The sequence below is a fragment of the Morococcus cerebrosus genome (assembly GCF_022749515.1).
Lineage (GTDB): Bacteria > Pseudomonadota > Gammaproteobacteria > Burkholderiales > Neisseriaceae > Neisseria > Neisseria cerebrosa.
Genome location: NZ_CP094242.1, coordinates 706,136 through 721,555, shown reverse-complemented (window position 1 = coordinate 721,555; position 15,420 = coordinate 706,136). Strand labels below are relative to the sequence as shown.

12 protein-coding genes and 1 pseudogene are annotated in these 15,420 nt (G+C 54.5%); 6 read left to right on the top strand and 7 right to left on the bottom strand.

Features of this window, described 5'->3' with window-relative positions; genetic code table 11:
* Positions 1 to 120: 120 nt before the first annotated feature.
* Together MON37_RS12415 and MON37_RS03310 are read right to left on the bottom strand one after the other, a co-directional pair.
* A pseudogene (locus MON37_RS12415) lies at positions 121 to 228 on the bottom strand (IS5/IS1182 family transposase); the annotation flags it as partial.
* A 229-nt stretch (positions 229 to 457) separates the two neighbouring features.
* On the bottom strand, positions 458 to 1,093 hold the full coding sequence (locus MON37_RS03310) for a TetR/AcrR family transcriptional regulator (protein ID WP_039407604.1): 636 nt from the start codon (positions 1,091 to 1,093) through the stop codon (positions 458 to 460).
* Between the two features lie 404 nt (positions 1,094 to 1,497).
* Between MON37_RS03310 and MON37_RS03305 the strand changes: the two genes are divergently transcribed.
* The 3 genes from MON37_RS03305 to MON37_RS03295 all read left to right on the top strand — a co-directional run bounded on the left by MON37_RS03305 (position 1,498) and on the right by MON37_RS03295 (position 4,865).
* Complete coding sequence (locus tag MON37_RS03305; protein ID WP_039407606.1) at positions 1,498 to 3,543, top strand: TonB-dependent receptor; 2,046 nt, start codon at positions 1,498 to 1,500, stop codon at positions 3,541 to 3,543.
* 66 nt (positions 3,544 to 3,609) lie between these two features.
* The gene (locus tag MON37_RS03300) at positions 3,610 to 4,008 is read left to right on the top strand and encodes a hypothetical protein (RefSeq protein WP_009311147.1); all 399 of its coding nucleotides are present in this window, start codon (positions 3,610 to 3,612) and stop codon (positions 4,006 to 4,008) included.
* A 281-nt stretch (positions 4,009 to 4,289) separates the two neighbouring features.
* On the top strand, positions 4,290 to 4,865 hold the full coding sequence (locus MON37_RS03295; RefSeq protein WP_003776716.1) for an NAD(P)H-dependent oxidoreductase: 576 nt from the start codon (positions 4,290 to 4,292) through the stop codon (positions 4,863 to 4,865).
* 15 nt (positions 4,866 to 4,880) lie between these two features.
* On the opposite strand, the gene MON37_RS03290 is transcribed toward MON37_RS03295, so the two are convergent.
* Positions 4,881 to 5,642: an SDR family oxidoreductase gene (locus MON37_RS03290; protein ID WP_039408383.1), complete on the bottom strand. Its 762-nt coding sequence runs from the start codon at positions 5,640 to 5,642 to the stop codon at positions 4,881 to 4,883.
* A gap of 171 nt (positions 5,643 to 5,813) precedes the next feature.
* On the opposite strand from MON37_RS03290, the gene MON37_RS03285 reads away from it, so the two are divergent.
* The 3 genes from MON37_RS03285 to MON37_RS03275 all read left to right on the top strand — a co-directional run bounded on the left by MON37_RS03285 (position 5,814) and on the right by MON37_RS03275 (position 8,652).
* Positions 5,814 to 6,647, top strand: a complete 834-nt coding sequence (locus MON37_RS03285) for a bifunctional transcriptional activator/DNA repair enzyme AdaA (protein ID WP_039408380.1) — start codon at positions 5,814 to 5,816, stop codon at positions 6,645 to 6,647.
* On the top strand, positions 6,637 to 7,263 hold the full coding sequence (locus MON37_RS03280; RefSeq protein WP_039408378.1) for an alpha-ketoglutarate-dependent dioxygenase AlkB family protein: 627 nt from the start codon (positions 6,637 to 6,639) through the stop codon (positions 7,261 to 7,263). Before MON37_RS03285 ends, MON37_RS03280 begins: the two co-directional genes overlap by 11 nt.
* A gap of 156 nt (positions 7,264 to 7,419) precedes the next feature.
* The gene (locus tag MON37_RS03275; protein WP_039408376.1) at positions 7,420 to 8,652 is read left to right on the top strand and encodes an MFS transporter; all 1,233 of its coding nucleotides are present in this window, start codon (positions 7,420 to 7,422) and stop codon (positions 8,650 to 8,652) included.
* 254 nt (positions 8,653 to 8,906) lie between these two features.
* Here the strand turns inward: MON37_RS03275 and MON37_RS03270 are convergent, their stop codons facing one another.
* The 4 genes from MON37_RS03270 to MON37_RS03255 form a co-directional block, all read right to left on the bottom strand.
* Positions 8,907 to 10,217: a sulfate adenylyltransferase subunit 1 gene (locus MON37_RS03270; RefSeq protein WP_039408373.1), complete on the bottom strand. Its 1,311-nt coding sequence runs from the start codon at positions 10,215 to 10,217 to the stop codon at positions 8,907 to 8,909.
* Positions 10,218 to 10,478: 261 nt separating this feature from the next.
* Positions 10,479 to 11,705, bottom strand: a complete 1,227-nt coding sequence (locus tag MON37_RS03265) for an HlyD family type I secretion periplasmic adaptor subunit (RefSeq protein ID WP_003756845.1) — start codon at positions 11,703 to 11,705, stop codon at positions 10,479 to 10,481.
* Between the two features lie 92 nt (positions 11,706 to 11,797).
* Positions 11,798 to 13,981 (bottom strand): type I secretion system permease/ATPase, encoded by a 2,184-nt coding sequence (locus MON37_RS03260; RefSeq protein ID WP_003767962.1) that lies wholly within the window; start codon positions 13,979 to 13,981, stop codon positions 11,798 to 11,800.
* Positions 13,982 to 14,020: 39 nt separating this feature from the next.
* Entirely contained in the window at positions 14,021 to 15,322 is a 1,302-nt protein-coding gene (locus tag MON37_RS03255) for a TolC family protein (RefSeq protein WP_050901444.1), read from the bottom strand.
* Between the last annotated feature and the right edge of the window lie 98 nt (positions 15,323 to 15,420).

Sequence of the window (15,420 nt, the reverse complement as noted above, 5' to 3'; positions counted from 1 at the left end):
GATTTTTAGAGGAAGCCTGAGCGCAAACGTCGTCTGAAACCTAATTTTCGGTTTCAGACGACGTTTCTGTTTAACGGGAAAAATAAAAACAGGATGAGGCCTTTGCACTAACATAAGTTATAGTAGATTAACTTTAAACCAGTACGGCGTTAAGTTGCCTTGCCGTACTATCTGTACTGTCTGCGGCTTCGTTACCTTGTCCTGATTTAAATTTAATCCACTATATTTCAGCCATCCTTTCATCACAGGTTTGACGGTATATTGCCTTTTCCCCTCAAACCGTAGATATTTGAGAAAACTCTTTATCGGCTGATAATTAGCCGGCTGCTTATCCCAACCCCGATTTACTGTATTTTGATATGACAAACATCCGAAACGTCGTCTGAAAACGGGCAATCCATTTTCAGACGACGTTTTGTCAAACATGATAAACCTCTTTTGGCTATCCACGGATCAATCATCCCAGACGTTCATTGCCCTCTCCCGCCAAACCGTGCAACAGCAATCCCAATACGTCCTGCGGCAGCTTTTGCGGCGCAACGGCATAAAGCGCGGCCAGTTGCAGATGGCGCATCAATATATCCGCCTGACGGATGAACAGATCGATGAGTTCCACCGGCAAATCGGGCTGAATCAGGCGGCGTTGTTGCAGGGTGTGGAAGAAGCCGCGCATAAAGGCGTATTTTTCTTCGTTCAATTCGTGGAAAAACCGTTCCAACTCCAAATCGGTGTTTTCTTCAATGTCGCGCAGGAAGGCGGCGGAATAAAGTTCTTCAAACGATTGTTTTTGCAGGGCGAACACGGCTTCGGCGGCTTCGCGCAGGCTGCATTGCCGTGCAAGCAGATTTTCAAATTCGGCACGGACGCGGTTTTTCTGTTCGGTAACGATTTCCTGTAAGAGCGCGTTTTTACCGCTGTAATATTTGTAAAAGGTAACGCGGCTGACGGCGGCCTCGGTGCAGATGCCGCCCACGGATACGGCGGAAAAGCCGTGTTCGCGGAACAGGCGGCGGGCGGTGTCGGTGATGGTTTGTTGTTTGCTGGCAGTCATAACGGTAGGAAGGTTTTGATTTTGTTCATAAAGGGTTTTCATTAAAGTTATCCGCAAGTCGGATACTCATCATATTTCCCCACGGCGGCAATAGCAATATGGCGGCGTTTCAGACGACCTCTTTCCTTATCCCTCCGCTCAGCCCTGCGGACAGGGGGCTGTCGAATGCTTAGCAGGCCAAATTCATAAAGGTTACAGAATCGCCCTCCCCCAACCTTCTCCCGCCGAACGGAAGAGGGAATTATTTTTTAAGATGGTTGGCTATAAAAAGGGGGAAGTAAAGTGAATGATAAACACTTGCATTCCTGTTTTTTGTTTCTTATACTTTACATTAATAGTTTGTTTTATGTAAATGTGTAAACAACAAATATTTGCATACTGCCGGATCGGTTGGATTGCCTGATGTTCAATCCGCTCCGACGTATGTCGTCTGAAAGGATAAGGAAATGCAGAAACCTACCCTCCGCCGCCTGCCGCTGCTGCTTGCCGCCGCCTTTGCCTCCGAATGGATTTATGCCGCCGATGCGGCGCAAGACGCGGAACAAGTGCAGTTGGAAGAAGTCGTCGTCACCGGCGAACGCACCAACCGCAGCGGCTTTGAAACCGCCACATCCAACCGCGTTTTCACCACGCCGAACATCGACCGCAGCGGCCACAACCTTTCTGCGACCGACCTGCTCAAACAGACTGTGAACACGGTGGACTTGGGCAGCGGCAACGATTTGCCGACCGTGCGCGGCGTGGACGGCTCGGGACCCGCCGTCGGCGCGGTGGCGTTTTTCGCGGGCACTAGGCCGCGCCTGAACCTCTCTATAGACGGCCGCTCCGCCACTTACAATGAATACGCCTTCGGCACGCAGTCGCTGTGGGACATGCAGCAGGTGGAAGTCTTGCGCGGACCGCAAAGCCATGTGCGCGGGCAGAACGCGGTGGCGGGCGCGGTGGTGATGCGCTCCAAAGACCCGACCGACGAATGGGAAGGCGCGCTGCGCTTGGGTTTGGGCAACCAGAAAACGCGCAACATCGCCGGCGTAGTGTCCGGCCCGATTGTGAAAAACAACCTTGCCTTCCGCCTGAGCGCGGAGCGGCAGCAGCGCGAAAGCTATGAGCCGTTCGTGTCCTACGAGCCAACCGGCAATCCGCGCCGCGTGGAAAACACCAACGTGCGCTTCAAACTCCTGCTCACGCCCGAAAACCATCCCGATTTTTACAGCCGCCTGACGCTGAACCACATCCGTTCGCGCGCGCCGCAAAACGAAATCATGGGCAACACCGCCAGCCGCCGTTTTTTAAAAGAAAAGCCCGTGTTCGTAACCGGCTCAACATCGGGCATCTGGGACGTATCGTGGCAGCTTAACGACTATCTGAAACTGGAAAACAAACTGGTTTACGGCCGCTACCACAACGAGCGGCTGCACCTGCCGATGACCGTCAGCCCGCAAGGCGTGCCCGCCGAACTCAAAGGCCGCGAACTGCAATGGGAGCCGGTATTGCATTTTTCCAACAAAGGCCGTCTGAAAGGCCTTGCCGGACTGCACTACTTCCGCAGTAAACAAGACGAATGGGTGGATATCCGCAGCGTCGGCGGCCGCAACACCTTTGACGACCGCAACAGCGTGCGCGCCCTGTTTGCCGAAACCACATACAGCCCCAGCGAAAAATGGGACATCACGGCCGCCGCACGCCTTGAAAAAGAAACGCACAAACGAAGCGGCGGCAGCGGCGCGCTGCACCTTGATTTAGACAAAGGCCAGACCGTGTTCCTGCCCAAAATCGACATCGCCTTCAAACCCACCGACCAATGGGTCAGCGGCATCAAAGCCGCGCGCGGCTACAACCCCGGCGGCGCGGGCATCACCTTCGGCCGCCCTGTCGTAACCTACACTTATGAACCCGAATATGTGAACAACTACGAGTGGTACACCCGCTGGCGCAGCGCAGACCGCCGCCTGCAACTCTCCGGCAACCTGTTCCTGAACCACTACCGCGACATGCAGCTCCCCTTCTATCTCGGCACCAACTCCGTCGTCATCCGCAACGCCAAAAAAGTCCACACCTACGGCGCGGAACTCGCCGCCGACTGGCAGGCGACCGACAGCCTGAAACTCACCACCGGACTAGGGCTGCTCAACACCAAAATCAAAAGCTATCCCGACAGCGGCATCGAAGGCAACAAACTCGGTCGCGCGCCCAAATACACCGCCAACATCGGCGTGAAATACCTGAACGACAAAGGCTGGGAAGCCGGCGGCGACGTGCGCTTCTACGGCGGCTACTACTCCGCCGCCGACAATGCCGAATCGGGCAAAATCGGCGCATACAACCAAGTCAACCTCTACACCGCCTACAACTTCAAACAAGGCCGCATCTCGCTCTACGCCGACAACGTGTTCAACCGCCGCCGCCCCATATTCATTTCCAGCGCCGACCGCCAAGACGCACTCTACCAACGCCCCAGAAGCGTGGGCGTGAGCGCGGAATGGAAGTTTTAGGCAAAAGCACAGGTCAGGTATTCATGCCCGACCTGCGCCTATTTCTCCGACACCCAAAGGAACCCCATGCACTACTTCACCCCCGCCAAAACCCTGCCCGAAGGCACCATCTACCTGACCGACCTGACCCACGTCGCCGACTTCGCCGACTGGCTGGCCGAATTCGAAACCCTGTTAAATCAAAACCGCCGCTTCGCCACCGTCTGCACCCCCATGCGGCGGCAGGTGAGCGACGAACAGCGCATTGCCGACCGCAAAACCTACATCGAATGGATAAAGGCACACCGGCCGCAACTCGCCGAACGCTGCGCCGCCATGCTCCTCATCGAACCCGACGCGGCGCAACTGCAATTCTTCCGCGAACAATCGTCCAAACTCGCCCCCGCGCTGGGCGTGAACTACATCGTCGAAGCCGACGAGCAAACCGCCCTGCTGCGGGCGGAAGAAGCGTTGAAGGTCGTCTGAAAACAGAATCCATGCTCCGACAGCGGCTTTATAGTGGATTAACTTTAAATCAGGACAAGGCGACGAAGCCGCAGACAGTGCAGATAGTACGGAACCGATTCACTTGGTGCTTCAGCACCTTAGAGAATCGTTCTCTTTGAGCTAAGGCAAGGCAACGCCGTACTGGTTTAAAGTTAATCCACTATATCATTCAGCCTTGCCTGCCCGATACGGATTTGAGCAAACCGACATTCGTTTGATAGCATGGGAACACTCGGCAACTGACTTTCAGGAGTACAAAAATGTCATTTACCACAATCATTTATGCCCATCCCTACGATCAAAGCTTCAATCACGGCATTTTGCGGCGCGTGCAGCAACTATTGGACGAAAAAGGCGAAAAATACCGACTGATCGACTTATACGCAGACGGCTTCAACCCCGCCTACACCAAAGAAGAGCTTGCCCTGTTCAACCAAGGCAAAGCCCTTGACCCGCTGGTTTTGCATTATCAGGAACTATTGAAAACCACCAACCGACTGATTTTCATCTTTCCGATCTGGTGGGCGGATATGCCCGCCATCGTCAAAGGATTTGAAGACAAAGTTTTTCTGAAAACATTCGCCTACGTCCCCACTGCCACAGGCTTGAAAGGCAACCTATCCCACATCAAAGAAGCACTGGTCATCAGCACGTCTACCGCCCCCACATGGTATCTGAAATGGTTTGGCGGCAACGGCATCGGCAAAGCGATGGTGGGACACACGCTCAAAGGCATCGGTATCGCCAAACGCCGTTGGCTCAACTTCGGCAATATGGACAAATCCACCGACGAACAGCGTCAGGCGTTTTTGGCAGATTTGAGCCGAAGCGTTTAATCTTCAGACGGTCTATTACTTCACCGCCGAATTTCCGCCGTCCGCAAACAACGCCGTACCCGTTACAAAACTGCCCATCGGGCTGACGAGGAACAAAATCGCGGCGGCGATTTCTTCGGGTCGGGCGATGCGTTTGACCGCATGCAACCCTTCCGCCCATGCCCGCTGCTGCGGGTCGGTAGTCATCATTTCCGTATCCGTACCGCCGGGAAGCAGGGCATTGGCGCGGATACCTTGGGCGGCATAATCGGCGGTGATGCCTTTTGCCAGTGCGGCAAGTGCGGCTTTGGCGCAGCCGTAGGCGGTTTTGTTCGGCAGGGCACAACTGGTGCCGACAAAGCTAGACGTGAACACAATCGCGCCACCACCGCGTGCGAGCATAAGGGGAATTTGGCTGCGCGCGCCCAGAAAGGCTGCAGTTAGGTTGCCGTCCAACGTATCGCGCCATTCGTCGGGCGAGATGTCGGCCAAAGGTTTGTATGCACCGATAATGCCTGCATTGTTGACGGCAATATCTAGGCCACCGAACTCTCGTTCTGCCGCGCGGACGACGGCTTCGTGCGTTTCAGGCAGCGCCGCGTCGCCTGCAACAGCAACAGCTCGTCCGCCGCGTGCGCGTATCAGTGCGGCGGTTTCTTCCAGTTTGTCGGCACGGCGGGCACATAAGACAACGTTTGCGCCGTGCTCCGCCAACAGCAGTGCAACCGCGCGACCGATACCCGACGACGCGCCGATAACGGCGGCGGTTTTATTGTTCAAATTCAATAAGCTTGACATAACGTTCCTTACATATGCGGTTAAAGACGATGCAAGTTTAAGGAAGCCGCGATATAAAGACGACCCGATTATTGATGAATTTCAAACAGACAAACAATCTTTCCATCAATAATCGGGTCGTTTCTTGTCGGCTTTCAGGCTATCCTATCCCATACAACGACAGGATAATTTATGAACTTAAATCAAACCCGCCAATTCCTCCGCATTGCCCGCGCCATCGAATACCTTTACGACCATGCCGCCGAACAGCCCGATTTGGCGCAGGTAGCGGCAGCAGTGCACGTCAGTCCCGAACATTTGCAGCGCGAATTTTCCGCATGGGCGGGCATCAGCCCGAAAAAAATGCTGCAACACATCAGTATCAGCCGTGCCAAAGAAGCCCTGAAAAACAGCGAAAGCGTGGCGGAAGCGGCGCATTGCGGCGGACTGAGCGGCACGGGGCGGCTGCACGACTTATTTGTCGGCATCGAAAAAATGACTCCGGGTGAATACAAAAACGGCGGAGCAGGCCTGCAAATCCATTACAGCCTGATTCCCGGCCCCTTCGGCGACCTGTTGGCAGCAGCAACAGACAAAGGCATCTGCTTCATGCGTTTTTCAGACGACCCTTCCGCCGCCCTGAACGAATTGCGCGCCGAATATCCGAACGCCCGCCTCATCGGGCAGGAAACCGCGTTCCACCGCCAAGCCGCCGACATCTTCCGCACCCGGTGCGGCCGCGTTACCCTGCACATCAAAGGCACACCCTTCCAGCTCAAAGTGTGGCAGGCCTTGCTCGATATCCCCGCAGGCAGCCTGCAAAGCTACGGCACAGTGGCGCAGGCCGTCGGTTCGCCCAACGCCGCGCGCGCCGTAGGGACGGCCATCGGGCAGAATCCCGTTGCATTACTCATTCCCTGCCACCGCGTCATCCGCGAAAACGGCATCATTGGCGGCTACCGCTGGCAACGCGGGCGCAAAATGGCGATATTGGCGCACGAATTGGGAGACACTGATGACGCTTGACCTCTTCCCAGAAACCGCCAACCCGCACGCCAACCTCCTGCCCTACGACGGCATCGTCAGCGATTTCGGACGGATTTTCACCGCCGCCGAAGCCGACCGTTATTTTGAAATTTTGCAGCGCGATATTCCCTGGCGGCACGACGAAGCCGTGATATACGGCAAGCACATCATCACCGCCCGCGAAGTCGCGTGGTACGGCGACACGTCCTACAACTACGGTTATTCCGGCGCAAACCGCATCGCCCTGCCGTGGAGCGGCGTCTTGCCCGAGCTCAAAAACCGCGTGGAAGCCGCCATCGCCGACATCTGCCCCACCCGCTTCAACTCCTGCTTGCTCAACCGCTACAACAACGGCAACGAAGGCATGGCGTGGCACAGCGACGAAGGGCAGGGGCTGGTCAAAGACAGCGCCATCGCCTCCTTAAGCCTCGGCGCAGCGCGCAAATTCGCCTTCAAACACAAAGAAAGCAAGGAAAAACGCGAAATGTGGCTGGAACACGGCCAGCTCATTGTGATGCACGGCGAAACGCAGAAACACTGGCTGCACACCATCCTGAAAAGCACCCGCATCCAAGAGCCGCGGATTAATCTGACGTTTCGGGTGATGAAAGGATAAAAAGGGGCTGCTTTTTCCATTTCAAGTAGTCCCCAAAAGTCGTCTGAAAAACTGCTTGAAAATGTAAAACAGAAGAGCCGTAGGTCGTCTGAAACGTTTTTCAGACGACCTACGGCACCCACATCATTCTCGTACACTCGCAATAGGGAGCCATCCATGTCCCAACAAACCCCGACATCCCCCGCCCCGCGCGACTGGCTGCTGCTTATCGGCGGCAGCACCTACAAATTCACGCTGACCGGTTTTTATCTGGTCGCGCTGGTCGCTATTTTGAAAAACCACGGTTACAGCCTGAACCAACTGAGCTGGATACATTTAATCGGCGGTATCGAAGCGGCGAAGGTGTTGTTTGCCGCGCTGATGGAGCGGCGGCCAGCGGGGCGGTTCGGGCGGTTTCGCGGCTGGCTGCTGGCGGCGACGCTGGGACTTTCGGCGGTGTTCGGGCTGATAGCCTGCACCGACATCACGCAGAACTTCCCGCTGCTTCTGGCCTGCTGCGTTTTGCTCTCGGCAATGTCGGCGGTGTACGGCTGTGCGATGCTGGGCTTGTCGTGCATCGTCCTGCCGCATCGCGAACGCGGTTTCGGTGGCGTGATTCAAACGATGGCGGCGCGCGGCGGCAAGATGATCGGCGGCGCGCTGGTATTGTGGCTGTATCAGGAATACGGGCAGACGGCGGCGGCGGGCTTTATGCTGGCGTTCAGCCTGCTGATGCTGCTGCAACTCTTGTGCTACCGCGAGCCGGAAAGCCTGACGGCGCAAGGCGGTTTGACGGCGTTGGCGGCGCGACTGGTCTCCTTTTGGCGACAGCCTGAAACGGGCTGGCGGTGGCTGGTTTTGCTGTTTACCGTCGCCGCGCCGTATGCGTTTGCGGCGGCGACTTTTGTGCCCAAGTTGGCGGATTTGGGCTTCAACCCGAAGCAGACGGGCGGGATTCTGGCGGTGGGTATTCCTGTTGCCTGCCTGATTGTTACGCCACTGTCGGGCTGGTTTTCGCACAATTATCCGCGCCGCAAACTCGTGTTCCTGCTCTACGCGCTGCAACTGCCGCTTTTGGCGTCTATGACCGCCATCGACGCGCTCGCCCGCGTCCACCCTTGGTTGCCTCCCGCGCAAATCATCGCCCTGAGCCTGAGCTACACGCTGCTGCTGCCGGTGATACTGGCGTTGGTGATGGACAAATCCGACCGCGCCACCGCCGCACTCGACAGCAGCCTGCAATTTTCCGTGGTTCTGCTCGGCAGTTACGCGGCCGGTTTCGCCGCCCTGCGGCTGGCAAAGGTGGTCGGCTATGCCGATGCGTATTGGGCGGCGGTGGGCCTTGCCGTATTGGCGGGCGGGCTGCTGTATGCATGCAAAAGCCTGTTTGATTCAGACGAGCCGTCATGAGAGATCGTCTGAAAACCTTCCTTTCCGATTTCAGACGACCTTTTACCATGTATCCAAATGAAAAATGCCATGCCGCGATTTTGTTATTTTAATTCACTGTGATTTCCCACCGCGCTGGCTGAGGATAAGGCAACGCCGTATGGCTTAAAGCCTACCTGCCATATTCCCTGCCTTAATCTGCCAAACTGAAGAGGTCGTCTGAAAAACTCTGCTTCGGTTTTTTAGACGACCTCTTCAATTCAAGATGCCTTGTTTTAAATTTCAAAACTGTCCGCTTGGTCAGCCTTGCGTATCATGCCTGCGGCGACGGTGTGGTTGGTGGCTTCGTCTATCAGGATGAACGCGCCGAGGGCATGGTTTTCTTCGTAGGGCGCAGCGGCAATCGGCTGCTGGGTTTTGAGGCTGACGCTGCCGATGTCGTTGAGTTTGAGCGTGTCGGCGGATTCGACGCGGCTGAGGGTGTTCACGTCCCAAACGTAGGAAATCGCGCTGATTTTGACGGGGGTGGTCTGGGTGGTGTGTTTCAGCAGGTATTTGCGGCGCAGGTTGAGCGGGATGTCGTCGAACCAGCACAGCGCGGCTTGGAACTGCTGTTCGGGCGCGACGGGGCTGTCGGCGGCGGCGATGCTGTTGCCGCGCGAGATGTCGAGGTCGGTGTCGAGCGTGACGGTCAGTACTTCGCCTGCTTCGGCGGATTCGGTTTTGCCGTTTGGATTGTAGATTTCGGCGATTTTGGCGGTATGTCCGCCAGGCAGGATTTTGATTTCGTCGCCGGTTTTCAGACGGCCTGCCTCCAGCCTGCCTTGATAGCCGCGGAAGTCGTCGCTGCTGCTGCCGTCTTGCCGTGCGACGCGCTGTACGGGGAAATGGGCGGCTTGGTCGGCGGCGTTTTGGCGGTTGACGGGCAGGCTTTCGAGCAGGGGTAACAACGGTAAACCTTGATACCACGGGGTTTGGCTGCTGGCGTTGACGATGTTGTCGCCTTTTAACGCGCTGATGGGCAGGAAGTGGATTTGGGCTTGGAGGCCGATTTGTTCCGCCAGCTTGCGGTAGGCTGCGGTAATGGCCTGATATTTGGTTTCGTCGAAGTCGAGCAGGTCGAGTTTGTTGACGGCGACGATGATATTGGGACAGCCCAAGAGTTTCAGAATCGCGCTGTGGCGTTTGGTCTGCGGCAGGAGGACGGGTTCGCTGCCGGAAAAATCGACGCGCGTTGCGTCTATCAGGACGATGGCGGCGTCGGCGGTCGATGCGCCCGTTACCATGTTGCGGGTGTATTGTTCGTGTCCGGGCGTGTCGGCGATGATGAATTTGCGCTTGGGCGTGGCGAAATAGCGGTAAGCGACGTCGATGGTGATGCCTTGTTCGCGCTCGGCGGCAAGGCCGTCGGTGAGGCTGGCGAAGTCGGGCGTTTCGCCGTTTTCGGCAGCGCGGTTGAGTTTGTCGAGCTGGTCGGTCAGCAGGGTTTTGCTGTCGTAGAGCAGGCGGCCGATGAGGGTGGATTTGCCGTCGTCGACGCTGCCGGCGGTGATGAAGCGCAAAAGCGGGGCGGTGGTTGCGGTCATGGTTCTTTCCTTAATTCTCGGATTGCACGTTACTTTAATGAGGTCGTCTGAAAATGGGAAAGAATGCTTGGTTTTAAAAAAAGATGATTTCGTTATATTCGTAAAAAAGCGGATTGGATTGAAAATACTGTAAGCCCCTATTCCGTACAGATAGGCATGAGCGCTGCCAAAATATTCCCTATCTGACAAAAAGGTCGTCTGAAAACCTGTACCGGTTTTTCAGACGACCTTTTGACTGTTAAGCAAGTTTTACTCGGGAAATTAACGCTCGCTCAATGCCTGCTTCATACGGGTAATCGGTTTGATCAGGTATTGGAAGATGGTTTTTTCGCCGGTTTTAATGTCCACTGTGGCAACCATGCCCGGAATAATCGGCATGTCTTTACCGTTTTTGTCTTTCAGGGCGTTGTTCTCAGTTTGGACGATGACTCGGTAGTAAACTTGGTTGGGGTCGAGCTTCAGATCGTTGGCACGGCTTTGCATGGAGTTGCTGACGGTATCTGCGCCGACAAGGGTAACTTTGCCTTCCAATCCGCCATAGATGGAGTAGTCATATGCGCTGACTTTGACCAGTGCAGGCTGTCCTGCGCGGACGAAGGCGATGTCTTGCGGACGGATATAGGCTTCGACAAGGAGTTTGTCATCAACAGGGACGATTTGCATGATTTCTTCGCCCGGGTTGACTACGCCGCCAATGGTATTGATTTTGATGTTTTTGACGATGCCGCGCATGGGGGAGCGGATTTGGGAGCGGTCAACCGGGTCGGCGCGCATTGCCATGTTTTCTTTGGATTGCGCCAGCTCGGACTCGGATTGCACAAGTTCGTTGTTGGCATCTGTTCTGTAACGGTTGCGGCGTTCAGCAATTTGCAGGGTCAGATCGCTGGATTCGCGGCGCATTTTAAGGAGTTCGACTTCGGACATAACACCTTGTGCCACCATAGGTGCAGTAATGGCAATTTCGCGGTCAAGCGCCGCTTTACTTTGTACCAGGCTTTGTACGGCATCGGTCATGGCTTGGCGGCGGGCGTTATATGCGGCAGTTTCGCGGCGGCGGAGTTCGGGGCTGACGCTGTTGGGGAACGTGAGTTTGCCGCCGTAAGCTTCGGCTTTCAGGCGGGCGATGGTGGCCTCGAGGTTTTGGACTTTGGCTTCGCTCTCGCGCAATACAGCAAGGCTGCGCGTATCGTCGAGCTTCAGCAGGATTTGGTCTTTTTCGACCAAATCGCCTTCTTTAACCATCATTTGGGTAATGACACCGGCGTCCAGGCTTTGGATGACTTGTTCGCGGCTGCTGGGGATAACGTTGCCGTTGCCGCGGGTTACTTCTTCGACGGTGCTGTTGTATGCCCATACGACAAAGACGACGAGCAGCAGGAAAAACAGGATGATGACCCAAAATTGGCCGCTATGTTTTTCTTTTTGTAAGGCTGCATTCAAATCGTTAATGAGATGCAGGTCTTTGGATTTAACGTTGTTTTCGCTCATAATGATGAATCTTCGGTATCTGTTTGTTGTTTTCAAAGAGGTCGTCTGAAACGCTTTCTGCTTGTGTTTTCAGACGACCTTTTCCCTTTTCGTCATGCTTGCGCCGCTTCGCCGGGACGTTGGTTTTCCTGCGCTTGTTGTGCTGCTTTGACTTTGTTTTGCTCGTTTTGCATCAGTTTTTGCAACACTAAATCGCGCGGGCCGTCCATAACGACTTTGCCGTTTTCCATTACGATGATGCGGTTAACGATTTGCAGCACTTGCGGACGGTGGGTGACCAAGAGCATGGTGCGGTTGCGTCCCCAGTGGGCAATCGCGTTCAATGCCATGCGTTCTGTACCTTGGTCGAGGCTGGTTGTCGGCTCGTCCAAAAGGACAACTTTGGGGTCGCGCAACGTCATGCGTGCGAGGGCGATGATTTGTTTTTGACCGCCGGACAGACCCAAGCCGTCTTCACCCAAAGGCATATCCAAGCCTCTCGGGTGGTTGCGGATGATTTGGTCCAAACCGAAACGTTTGAGTGCGGTCAGCAGGTCTTGGTCGGTCGAATAGCTGTCGGTACGCGCCAAGTCCATGTTTTCGCGCAATGTACCCAAGAAAAGGCGTGGAGATTGGCTGAACAGGAGGACTTGGTTACGCAGGAAATTCGGATCAAGTTGGCGCATATCGACGCCGTCGAGGGTTACGTTGCCTTTTTCGGTGTCGTATAGACCGCTCGCCAGCTTCAGCATGGTACTTTTACCGCTGCCGATACGTCCGAGGATACCGACTTTTTCACCGGGTCGGATGTTGATGCGCAACTCGTCAACTGCGTTGTTACTTTCGTTTTTGTATTTGAACGTTACGTTTTCAAAGGCGATATTGCCTTGAACGTTGTCCAAAGTAATGTATTTGCGTTCGGGGCTGCGTTCGATCGGACGGGAAACAATGTCGTTCACGCCTCTTAACGCTAGCTTCGCCTGTTGGAAGCGGGTAGCAAGGCCGGCAACTTGGGCCAACGGCGCCAACGCGCGGCCGGACAGGATGACGGAGGCAATCAGCGCACCCATGGTAATCCGTTCCGCATGGTTGTCGGCATGAATCAGATAGGTACCGACAACGACCAAAAAGACAGTATTGAGCTGCTGCATGGCAACGGCGAAGTTGACCATGAAGTTGCTGGTATCTTTTACTTTGATGGATGAAGCGGAGGTTTTGGCGGTGTATTCATCCCAGCGTTGTTGCGCCCATGAAGTCGCATTGTTGGTTTTCAGGGTTTCGATGCCTTCAATGGCTTCTACGGCAAGGCCTGAACGTTGCGAGCTTTCTTTCATGGATTCGTTAATGTGGCGCGACAAGGGGCGTTGGACGATGAAGCCGACAATGACGACAATCGGAATAATCGCCAAAGGAACCAAAGCCAATTTGCCGCCGACTATCGAAATAACAAAGATAAACAGCAACAGGAATGGCAAGTCCACCAAAGTCAACAGGCTCGCGCTGGTCATGAATTCGCGTACGGATTCAAATTCGCGCAGGTTGTTGGCGTATGAACCGGAAGAAGCGGGACGGTCGGCGAGACGCAATGCCATCACGCGGCGGAACAAGGCGGAGCTGATAATCAGGTCGGCCTTTTTACCGGCGATGTCGGTCAAATGGCCGCGTATCATCTTGGCGGCAAATTCGAACAAAATGGCGAGGACAACGCCAATACTCAAAACCCACAGGGTTTCATAGGCTTGGTTGGGAATGACGCGGTCGTAAACGTTCATGACATACAACGAGCTGACCAAGGCGAGGAAGTTGATGATGACGGTCGCCAAAATCACTTGATAGTAATAGCTGCGGAAACGCCAAATGACTTTCCAAAACCATGCTTTGGGGAGGTGGTATTCAGGCAGTTCGGAACGCGTGTCCGCCGCCATTTTGGGCTTGATAAACCAGCAGTAACCCAGATACAGACCGGAAAGCTGGTCATGATCAAGCTGCTGCTCCAAGCCATCTACCTGACGGATATGATATTTTCTGTTTCGACCCGAACCTTCGATATTGGTAATGACGGCTGCTTCTTCGTTGTGAAGAATGATCATTACAGGAACGGCAAGCGATGGAATGTCTTCCAGATTGCGCTTGGACAATGTGTTTTCGAAGCCGTGGCTGCGTAAGACTTCAACGAGGGAATGATAGTTGACATTGAGTTTTTTATCCCGCACCACCTCTGCCGTCAGCGCGGCTTCTGACACAGGCGCCCCTAAGAGACGGGTAACCAACACAATATGTTCAATGATTGCTTTCATGATAATTCGCGTAATGAGTAATGATGTTAAGATTTTATGTTATTGCTTCAAGCCTGCCCAATTCGCCATCTGCGCCTGCGCAGCCAGATAATCCAACGCGGCATCGCGGAAGTCGTTGCGCGCCGAAATGTTTTCCTGCTCAATGCTGGACAATTCGTTGTATGCGCCCAAAACGTCGGTCAGCGTGCGGCGGGCGATTTTGAATTGCAGCTCGTAAGTTTTAACCACGTCTTTTTGAGCGGCAATATGTTGCGCGGCAATATCAGCACGGCGTTCGCTCTCGCGCATGTCGATTTCGGCGGTTTGGGTTTTTTCGGTGATGTCGCGCATAATCTGCTCGGATTTCGATTCGGCGGCAATCAGGGCATCGGCATTTTTCTGCACATTATGGCGCGCGGCAACATCTAAGACATTCCATGCCACATTTAAATAAAGCTGTCTGTTGTCGCGGTTCGCATTACCTTCCAGATTCACGGCGGGCAGGCGTTCTGCTTTGGAAACGTCCAAATCTGCCTTCACGCTGTCGCGTTCTGCCACCTGCGCCCGATAGGAAGGATTGGTATTGTTATCGGCTGTTTTGAAACGGCGGACCAATGATTCCGCGCTGTCGTTGGCAAACGGATCTTCCAAATCCTCTGCCGTCAACTGCCGTCCAGTGTAGCGGGACAAACGGCTCAACGCCAATTCCATCGTGCGTTGTTGTTGCGCGATGGATGATTCGACCTGCAACAGGCGCGCACGCGCTTCAATGAGTTCGGAACGGCGGCCGCTATCGTATTTCACGATAATATTCAAATCTTTCAGAAGATTATTGTGTCGGACCAAGCTCTGACGGTTGATACGCAGGATTTCTTTCGCGCGCAATGCGGTCAAATAGAGTTTGCCAATGTCGCTGCCCAGACGTTCCTGATTTTCGAAATAACGATGATGGTAGTATTGCTCTCTGTTTTTATCGCGCCGCACCGCCGCATTGATGGCGCCCCATGAATATACATTCAAAGTTCCGCGTATGCCGACACCGTCATTCATATCGTTGCTGGAATATTTGTTTTTCTGCGCCAAAACTTTGGTACCCGTCAGCGTCAACACGGGATAATGGCGCGCACGGGTCGCCTTCGTCGTACTTTTGGCCGAATCTTCGGTTGCTTTCGCTTCCTTCACAATCGGGTCGGACACCATGGCATCCCTTAAAATAGCCTGCAAAGGATAAGCCTGCGCCGTTGCCGCGCATACTGCCGCGCACACCGCGGCAGCAATTTGTCCGGTGCGGAAAACGGATGTCTTGGGACGATTCAAAAAAGATTTTTTCTTCATATTATTCACAACAATACGGTTCGTCATTTATCAGATTGGCATAGGGGTTGCCTGTTGCAAATCAATTCTTTGAGCATATTATCATTAATCGGAATCCCTGTTTTCAGATTGCGATAAAAGGTAGT